Source organism: Nocardia sp. CC201C (assembly GCF_030010695.1).
GTDB classification, from domain to species: Bacteria; Actinomycetota; Actinomycetes; order Mycobacteriales; family Mycobacteriaceae; genus Nocardia; species Nocardia otitidiscaviarum.
In genome coordinates, this window is sequence record NZ_JASCXP010000317.1 from 1 (window position 1) to 8888 (window position 8888).

The following is an 8888-nucleotide window of genomic DNA, read 5'->3' on the forward strand; positions in this document are numbered from 1 at the left end:
GAGGCGGACGAGGCGCGGCTGATGCGCAACGGGCGCACGATCTGGCTGGTGTACCGCGACGGTGCGAACGGCGCGGTGCGCGCCATGATCGACCTCGCCGACTCCGCGGTGACCCTGGCCCTCGGGCTCGACGCCACCGCACCCGTCATGCCCGCCTCCGACGGACTGATCGAAGCGATACCCGAGGTTCCGGCTCTCCGGGTGCCCGAGATTCCCGATTTCGGCACCAGCATGACCTTTTCGACCGGCCTGACGGTGCCGGTCGGGTCGGTGCTGACGGTCTCGCAGCCGGACCGGGGCGCGGAGTACTACCTGGTCTCGTCGTCGGGCGCGGTCCGGGTGAGCCCGGTGCTCGCGGCGATGGTGCGCAATTTCGATGTGCGCGGCGCCATTTCGTCGCAGACGGTGAGCCCGAGCGTGATCGCCGCGAACCTACGGCCCGGGGACTGGCCGGGGACCGAGCACTACCCCCGCCGTCCCGTCCGTCTGGTGGACACCTCGACGCACGCGGTGACCTGTTTGTCCTGGGAGCGTCTCGACACGGAACCGAGTGCCATGATCGATCTGCTGGTGGGCCGGCAGCTGCCGCTCGCCCCCGATGAACAGCGGCTGCCGGTCGGGCTGGTGACCGCGGCCGGTTCGGCGGGCACCACCGCCGATGCCGCCTACCTGCCGCGCACCAGCGGGCGATTCATTCAGGTGACCGGTGATGATCCCGGATCCGGGCTGCGGGAATCGCTGTGGTGGATCTCCGACAGCGGAGTCCGCTACGGCATTGCCGTCGAGCCCGGTCGATCGCCGTCGGCGGATCCGACACTGCGGGCGCTGAACCTCGGCACCCCGGTGCCCGCCCCGTGGTCGATCGTCTCGCTGTTCGCGGTGGGACCCACGCTGTCCGAGGTGGACGCCCGGATCCAGCACGACGGCATACCCTCCAACGACACCGGCGTCGGATTCGGGGACGATCGATGACCACGACGCGACGGTTCGTACGGCCCGCCAGGATGGTGACCGGGCCGAAGGCTCCGGCGGTGGCCGAGCTGAAACTACAGCCGCCGACCGAACTGCCCCGGCCGGTTCCGCCGTCCAAACTGAAGATGATCCTGCCCGTCGTCATGGTGGCCGCGATGGTCGGCATGATGGTGATGATGTTCCGCGGCGGGCGGGCCATGTCGCCGATGATGCTGTTCTTCCCCATGATGATGATGGTGTCGATGGTCGGCATGATGAGCGGCGGGCTGGGCGGGGGCGGCAACAAGGGCTCCGCCGCCGAGGTGAACGAGGACCGCAAGGACTATCTGCGCAGTATCACCGACCATCGCAAGACCGTGCACGACGCCGAAGCCGAACTGCACCGCTTCCTGCGGTATTCACACCCGGGGCCGGACGAGATCGGCAAGCTCGTCGGCGGCAAGCGGATGTGGGAGATCCAGGCGCCGCACCCGCAGTTCCTGCGCGTGCGAATCGGTTTGGGGCGCATCGCCAATCAGGTCCGGGTAATCGTGCCGGAGGCGGCGCCCACCTCCGACCTCGATCCGGTGGGCGTCGTCGAGATCACCCGCTTCGCGAAGGCGTACTCCACCGTCGGCGGGATGCCGGTGGCGATGAACCTGCTGTCCACGCCCCAGGTGATCTTCGAGGGTGACCAGGACGCGGTCGCCGCGCTGGTGCGGGCGATGCTTGCCGAGATCGTCGTCCTGCACGGACCGGACCAGGTGGCGGTGGCCGCCGCGTTGCAGGATCCGGACGCGCCGGAGTGGGGTTGGCTGAAATGGTTGCCGCACAGTCAACATCGCGACGCCACCGACGGCATCGGCTCCGGCCGGATGGTCTACCGCACCGTCGGTGAGATCAGGACCAAGGTGCTGGCCCAGTTCAACCGTGGCCCGTTCTCCACCACCGCCGAACCCGCCGTGGACAAGAAGCATCTCGTGCTGATCGTCGATGTCGGTGGCTCGGCGAACGAACGCGATATCTCCGGTATCGACGGCTGCACCTGGATCCGGCTCGGTGCGACGGAACAACCGCTGCCGCGCTCGCTGCGATTCACCGTCGACGCCGACCGGACCATCCGGGAGGTGACCTCGCGGTCCACCCGGCAGGTCGCCATCGCCGACCGGATATCGGTGTCCGCCATGACCGCGTTGGCCCGCAGCGTTTCCCCGTACCGGCTGTCGTCGGTGGTGGAGGCCGTGGCCGCCGAGCAGGCCAGCGGTGGCACATCGTGGCAGGAGATGGTCGGCATCGCCGATCCCGGGGCGATCCGCATCGACCGGCAGTGGCCGCCGCGGCGGGACAGCGACCGCGCCCGGTTGAACATCCCGTTCGGCCACGATCCGGCGGGTGCGACGGTGTTCCTCGATATCAAGGAATCCGCCGAGGAGGGTATGGGCCCGCACGGAATGTGCATCGGCGCAACCGGATCCGGCAAATCCGAGTTCCTCCGCACCCTGGTGCTGTCGGCTGTCGCCACCCATTCGCCGGACGCCCTCAATCTGCTGCTGGTCGACTTCAAGGGTGGCGCGACCTTCCTGGGCTTCGACCGCCTCTCCCACGTGACGGCCGTGGTCACCAATATGGAGGAAGAATCCGACCTGGTCACTCGTATGGAGGACGTGATCAACGGCGAAATGGCGCGCCGGCAGCGGATTCTGCGCGACGCGGGCAATTTCGCCAATGTGGCCGACTACGAGAAGGCCCGGGAACAGGGCGCCGACCTGGCGCCACTGCCCACCCTGTTCATCATTCTCGACGAGTTCGCCGAATTGCTGGAGCAGTACCCGGATTTCGCCAAACTGTTCGTGGCGATCGGGCGGTTGGGCCGCTCGCTGCGCATCCACCTGCTGCTGTCCTCGCAGAAGGTGCCCTCCAATCGGATGGGTGAACTGGAGGCGCACCTGTCGTACCGAGTTGCGTTGCGCACCAACCAGACCAGCGACTCGCGCGATGCGATCGGCACCGCGGACGCCTACCACCTACCGAAGAAACCCGGTTCCGGGTACCTGCGCGTCGGTGCCGGTGAGCTGCAGCGATTCCAGGCCGCGTACGTCGGCGAGTCGTGGACCGCGCCGACCCCGGCCTCGGCCGGTTCGGCGGCCTCGAATCGGGCCCGCCGACCGGGCGGCGGCTATCGGCCGCCGCAGCTGTTCACGGCGGCCGCGGTCGCCGACATCCGGCCACCGGCGCCCGAACCGGAGCAGCCGACGACGCCGGAGCCGGAGCCCGAGGGCGAAGCGGTCACCGTGATGGAGACGGTGCTGCAACAGCTGGCCGGGCACGGCCGGCCCGCGCACAAGATGTGGCTGCCGCCACTGAATGTCGCGCCCACGCTGGATCGGCTGGTCCCCGCCGTCGAGCCGGGCGGACTGCGCATCCCGCTGGCGATCGTGGACAAGCCGCGCCAGCAGCGCCAAGACGTGTGGTCGATGGATCTGTCCGGTGCCGGTGGGCACGCGGCCATCGTCGGCGGCCCGCAGTCGGGCAAGTCCACCGCGTTGCAGACCCTCATCCTGTCCGCGGCCCTCACCCACACCCCCGAACAGGTGCAGTTCTACTGCCTGGACTTCTCCGGTGGTCTGGCGGCACTGCGGAACCTCCCGCACGTGGGTTCGGTGGCGCTGCCCCGGGACGCGGACCGGATCCGGCGCACCATCGCGCTGGTGAACAATCTGCTGGCGAGTCGGCAGGCGTTGTTCGCCGAGCTCGGCATCGACAGCATGCGGGAGTTCCGGCGACGACTGGCTTCGCCCACGGAGTCGGCCGAGCTGACCGGCCGCGATCAGCACGGTGATGTCTTCCTGGTAGTCGACGGCTGGGATATCGGATTCACCGTCACCGGTCCGTACTACGACGAGTACATGCCGACGCTGGAAGCCCTCGCCCTCCAAGGTCTGAACTACGGCATTCATTTGGTGATCAGCAGTTCACGCTGGGCCGCGATCCGGCCCGCCATGAAGGACATGCTGCAGACCCGGGTGGAAATGCGGCTCGGCGATCTCACCGATACCGCCTTCAACTCACACCGCGCCCTGGTTGCCGCGATTCCGCCGAATCGGCCGGGGCGCTGCATCTCCACCGACGCCCTGCACATGCTGACGGCCCTACCGCGCATCGACGGGGTGGGGGAGTCGGAATCGGCCGCCGAGGGGCTGGCTGCTGCGATCGACCACCTGTCCGGTGTCTATGCCGGTCGGAAGGCACCTGCGGTCAAGCTGCTGCCGTCCCGGATCAGCTGGGCGGAGATCCATCCCGGCCCATCGCCACAGACGCTGGCGCAGCGGTTGGTGGTACCGTTCGGGCTTCGCGAATCCGATCTGAGTGTGGCCGCTGTCGACTTCGGCGTGTCCACACACATGATCGTGCTCGGTTCCTCTGGCAGCGGGAAGTCCACTGTGATAGCGGCATTCCTGGAATCGATCAGGCGCCAGTTCACTCCGGACCAGGCGCGGGTCCTGCTGGTCGACTACCGCCGCGCGCACATGGACGCGATACCCGCGGAGCAATCGATCGGGTATCTGACCTCCGAACGCGATCTGGCCGAAGGGCTGCCCGCGTTCGCCGCCAAGATGCGCAGCCGCCGGGCACCGGATGGCGTGACCTCGCAGCAACTGCGGGATCGGTCCTGGTGGAGTGGACCCGAGATCTTCCTGGTCATCGACGACTATCACATGGTGGCCCAGCGCGGAGCGATGAATCCGCTCGACCCGATCAAGGACATTATCGTCGACGGGCGTGATACCGGTCTGCACGTCATCGCGGCTCGCAATATCGCCCAGGCCGACATGGCGCTCTACGACAACATTCTCGGTCAGGTGAAGAACCTCAATTCCTCCGGCCTCATCATGGACGGCTCGAAACTCGACGGCGTGCTGATCGGTGACGTGAAGCCGATGAAGCAGCCGACCGGGCGCGGCATATTCGTGGAACCGCTGCACGCCCGCAAGGATCTGGTGCAGGCCGCATGGGAACCGGAACGGCAGTGACAGCAGGCGATTCGGCACCGGTGTCATCGAGTATCCCCATCAGTGGGGATGCCTTAGTGTTCTGATTGTCCCCCCGGTTGGGGTGGTATCCGTTTGGTATAGGAGTTCATGCGATGGCTCTGCATGTTGTCCCGGAACATCTTCCAATCACCACTGCCGAATTGTCCCTGGCGGAAACAACCCTCGGCGGGGTACTTTCGGCTGCCGCAGGAGTCGCTGTGCCGGTACCGGCCGCGATGGACCCGGTCAGCATGCTGGCCTCCGCGGCGTTCGCCCAATATGCCGCACCCTTCTTCGAGACGACCGTGGCAGGGATGCGGGAACTGCACGCCGGCGCCCAGGAACTGGTGCCCGTGGCTGTCAGTTATCGGACCACCGACACGGCGGGCGGTGCGGCGGTCGCGCCGCATGGTGCCGGATTCGTTCGCTGAGTTCCCTGGAGCGTGCCGTGTTTCCGCTGCTCTTGTTTCCGCTGGGTCTCGATTTCGCGGCATTGCCGCCGGAAGTGAACTCGGCGCGGCTCTCGACCGGCCCGGGGCCGGGGCCCATGACCGCCACGGCGGCCGGGTACAGCGGTATCGCGGCGGCGCTCTCGGGCACGGCCGCATCGTCCGACGGCTCGATGAACGCGATGTCGGCATCGTGGCAGGGTCCGTCGGCAACGTCGGCCACGAGCGCGTTCCGCGCGCACGCGAACTGGCTGCGGCAGCAGGCGCAGGTCGCCGAGGCGGCCTCCGCGCACGCCACCGGGGTGGGGGAGGCGTACACCGCCGCCCTGTCGTCCATGCCGCCGTTGCCGCTGATCCTGGCCAATCGGGCTGCCAGTGCGGCATTGACCGCGGTGGCGAGTACCGGCGGCCCGCTCGCGACGGCTACCGCACCTTTGCTCGCGGCCAATGAAGCCATGTACATGGCCATGTGGGTGGCGGCGGCGGCCTCGATGTACGGGTACGCGGGACAGACGATGGCGCATCTGGCCGCGCTGCCGCCGCCACTGCCCGCGCCACCGATCGTCGCCGGCGGTGGTCCCGCACCCACCCTTCCCGGCGGCTCCTCGAATTACGTTGCGCCGCAAACAGGCGGTTCGCCTCCTGTTACAAGTTCGACAGCCGTGACCGGTTCGGGCGGTGCTGGTGGTTCGGGCGGTGGCGGTGGTGGTTCCGGCGGCGGTGGTTCCAGCGGCGGTGGTTCCGGCGGTGGCGGTGACGCGGGTGGTTCGATGCCGGATCCCACGCAGCCCATCGGTGACCCAGGCCAGCCTGGCTCGGAGATCCAGAACGGTATCTCGGATGTGGAGCGGGCGATCTCATCGATGTCCGACCCCGGCCTGGCGGAATTTCCCGGCGATCCGCTGGCGCATATGGGATTTCCCGGCACCTCGATGGAGTCGACCACACTGGCTGGGCTCAACGGTGGCGCGGGCAGCATGGTGGCGTTGGGACTCGTACGAGGTGGCCTCGGCGCCATGTCAGGGGCATCGACCGGGTTCCGCATGCCCCCGAGCTGGCCCGCCGGGGTCGGTACCGCGTTCGGGGCCGCGCCCGCGACCACCTCGAGCGCGCCGGTCGCCCGCGGAGCTCCGCGTCGCGGGGTCAGCGCCCCCACGGCGCGGATGCGGCGCCGAAGAGAGGACGAGAAGCAGCGGAAGCCGAAAGTTTTCATTCCCGGCGCACCCGTTGACGTGCCGGTGCTCGAGCGGCCGTTGAACATCGGTGTCATCGAGACATCCAGCAGCGACTTCGATGCCGACCGGGAACCTGACCGCGAAGTGAATTTTTCGATCGGTGTCATCGGCGCCGTCGACGACGAAAGGGATGGTGTAGTGCCATCCGCTTCGAAGCACCCCCGGTGAGTAACACCGAGGTCAATATAGTGAACCGGGAAGGGAAATTCCATGTCATTGTTCGACGCCGAACCCGAAGTTCTCACCAATAATGCCACCCACGCGGCGGCATGTCTGGGCGAACTCGAAGGCAACCTCAAGACCCTGGCCTCCTCGCAGGACGAACTGCATACCGCGGTCGTCAGCGCCGGTGCGGGCCAAGCGATCTACAACACCCTCGGTAACGCGCATGCAGCCGGTGTAAAACTCGCTGGAACGCTGCAGCAGATCATCGATGCGCTGACCGATTCGGGTGGCAAGATCGAAATGGCCGACCTGGACGCACAGGCGCGGGTCTACGCGGCCGCGGGAGCCGATGGGATTCTGGATGGCGGCACCGCCGCCGGTACCTGGACCGTGGCCGACACCGCTGTGAACAGCAAGGTCGATACCAATACCTGGTGATCGACACCGCAATAGAAATTCTCAAATAGTTGAAAGGTAAGAAATCATGGCCGGCGGAATGAAGTACAACTTCACAGCGGTCGATGGAGCAACCGCGCAAATTGGTGGGATGATCTCCGCGATGGAGCAGAATCTCGCCAACCTGCGGTCGCTCAAGGCGAACCTGGAGAGTATTACCGCAGGTGATATGTCGACGGCTGCCTCGAGCATCTGGACCAAGTTCAACACCGACATGCAGAACTACGAGAGCACGATGCGCTCCGTAGCCAGGGCGATCTCGACAACCTCGGGCAGTTCAGGCGACATGCGGAACGTCGATATCGCCCAGGGCAATCGGTTCCTGTCGATTGGTTAGCTCCTCCGCGTCGATCGCGGGGGCAGGTGATCCGGTGACAGGTGACACGGAGTTCGATCCGGTGGCGGTCGACCTGAATGTCGATGCCGCCCTGTTGCTTCGGCAGCTGGTCGGCATCGACTCCTATCCGCTCGTACTCGCACTGATGCCCAACATCTACCGAGTCGAGGATCGGGACAGGGTGCACGCTGTTGTGCGCGGGCAGCTCGTCGAGGCGGGTGTACTCGTGGACGACCGGGTGCATCCACAGGTCGCGCATTGGTTGGAATGCCTCTATCGACCGGATGTGGAGCTCGCCGCGCGGATCATCGACACCGGAGCCGACGAGGTTCCGGCGGGCATGCTGCGGATGTCGCTGGTCCGCCGGGACGAGACCCATGTGCTGGCCTTGCGGTACGACGACCACGTGGTGATTCAACCGATCTTCAACGAGGCACGCGACCTGTCTGCGGTGGCCGGAGCGCTGCTCGCGGCATTGGGACCCTGCCCCGCACTGGATTTCGAGCCGGTTACCGCCGAACCGGAGGCATTCGGTGGCGAGCCGTCCGATGGTGCGATCGAGTGGAAGCAACGGCTGCTGGAGTTGGGTGCGGTTCCGCACACCGCAGGTGTGCTGAGCCGGGTGTTCGAAGAGGTGCTGCGGCGTGCGGAGGTGGTGGTCCTCGAACATCACGACGGCGGGACCGCGGAGGCGGGAGTGTGTATGAGCGTGTTCGACACCGAATTCGGCCGGGTCGTCGCGACGCCCGGCGTCGGTTACGACGGGCAGCAATGGGCGACCTTCGCCCCGGGTGACGACGCCACCGTCGCGGCGGGTGTCGCCGCCCTGGTCGAGATGTTGCCGAGCCGCAGCTGGTTCGACACCAGCCGGGTCTGAACGGTGGCGGCGGCGAGGGAACGAATGATCGTGCGAGGAAGAGGCACATGGTGAATCGACCACCGACTGTGAATGGACGGGGAGCCGACTCGGCTCGTCCGTTGGGTGGGTACGGCACGTACCTGCTCCCCGATGCCACCGGTCCCGATGCCGCTGGGCAGCGGGCGGTTCCTACCGGACCGGGCGATACCCGGTCCGGTGCCGACTCGGCCGTCGCCCCGGACATGTCCGCCGCGCCGCCGAGTCCACAACCGCCGAGTCCCTCGCCGTCGAACGCTCAGGCGTCGAACGCTCAGGCGTCGAACCCCCAGCCGAACCCCCAGCCGTCGAACCCGGCCGCTAGCGCGGCTCCCACGTGCTGTCTGTTATAAAAATCAGAAGCTGCCG

7 protein-coding genes are annotated in these 8888 nt (G+C 67.1%); all 7 read left to right on the forward strand.

Annotated features, from left to right (window positions below; all coding sequences use genetic code 11):
* Positions 1-972, forward strand: a 972-nt coding sequence (gene eccB, locus QK444_RS26570) for a type VII secretion protein EccB (RefSeq protein WP_282784796.1), incomplete at its 5' end; no start/stop codon positions are given.
* A complete protein-coding gene (gene eccCa, locus QK444_RS26575; protein WP_282784798.1) occupies positions 969-4982 on the forward strand; it encodes a type VII secretion protein EccCa in 4014 nt (1337 codons plus the stop codon). The genes eccB and eccCa, both read left to right, overlap by 4 nt.
* Before the next feature lie 113 nt (positions 4983-5095).
* On the forward strand, positions 5096-5413 hold the full coding sequence (locus tag QK444_RS26580; protein WP_282784800.1) for a PE domain-containing protein: 318 nt from the start codon (positions 5096-5098) through the stop codon (positions 5411-5413).
* A 17-nt stretch (positions 5414-5430) separates the two neighbouring features.
* The gene (locus QK444_RS26585) at positions 5431-6834 is read left to right on the forward strand and encodes a PPE family protein (RefSeq protein ID WP_282784802.1); all 1404 of its coding nucleotides are present in this window, start codon (positions 5431-5433) and stop codon (positions 6832-6834) included.
* 42 nt (positions 6835-6876) lie between these two features.
* Positions 6877-7269 (forward strand): hypothetical protein, encoded by a 393-nt coding sequence (locus QK444_RS26590; RefSeq protein WP_282784803.1) that lies wholly within the window; start codon positions 6877-6879, stop codon positions 7267-7269.
* 46 nt (positions 7270-7315) lie between these two features.
* Positions 7316-7624 (forward strand): hypothetical protein, encoded by a 309-nt coding sequence (locus QK444_RS26595; protein ID WP_282784805.1) that lies wholly within the window; start codon positions 7316-7318, stop codon positions 7622-7624.
* A gap of 34 nt (positions 7625-7658) precedes the next feature.
* Positions 7659-8501, forward strand: a complete 843-nt coding sequence (locus QK444_RS26600; RefSeq protein ID WP_282784807.1) for an ESX secretion-associated protein EspG — start codon at positions 7659-7661, stop codon at positions 8499-8501.
* The last annotated feature ends 387 nt before the right edge of the window (positions 8502-8888 follow it).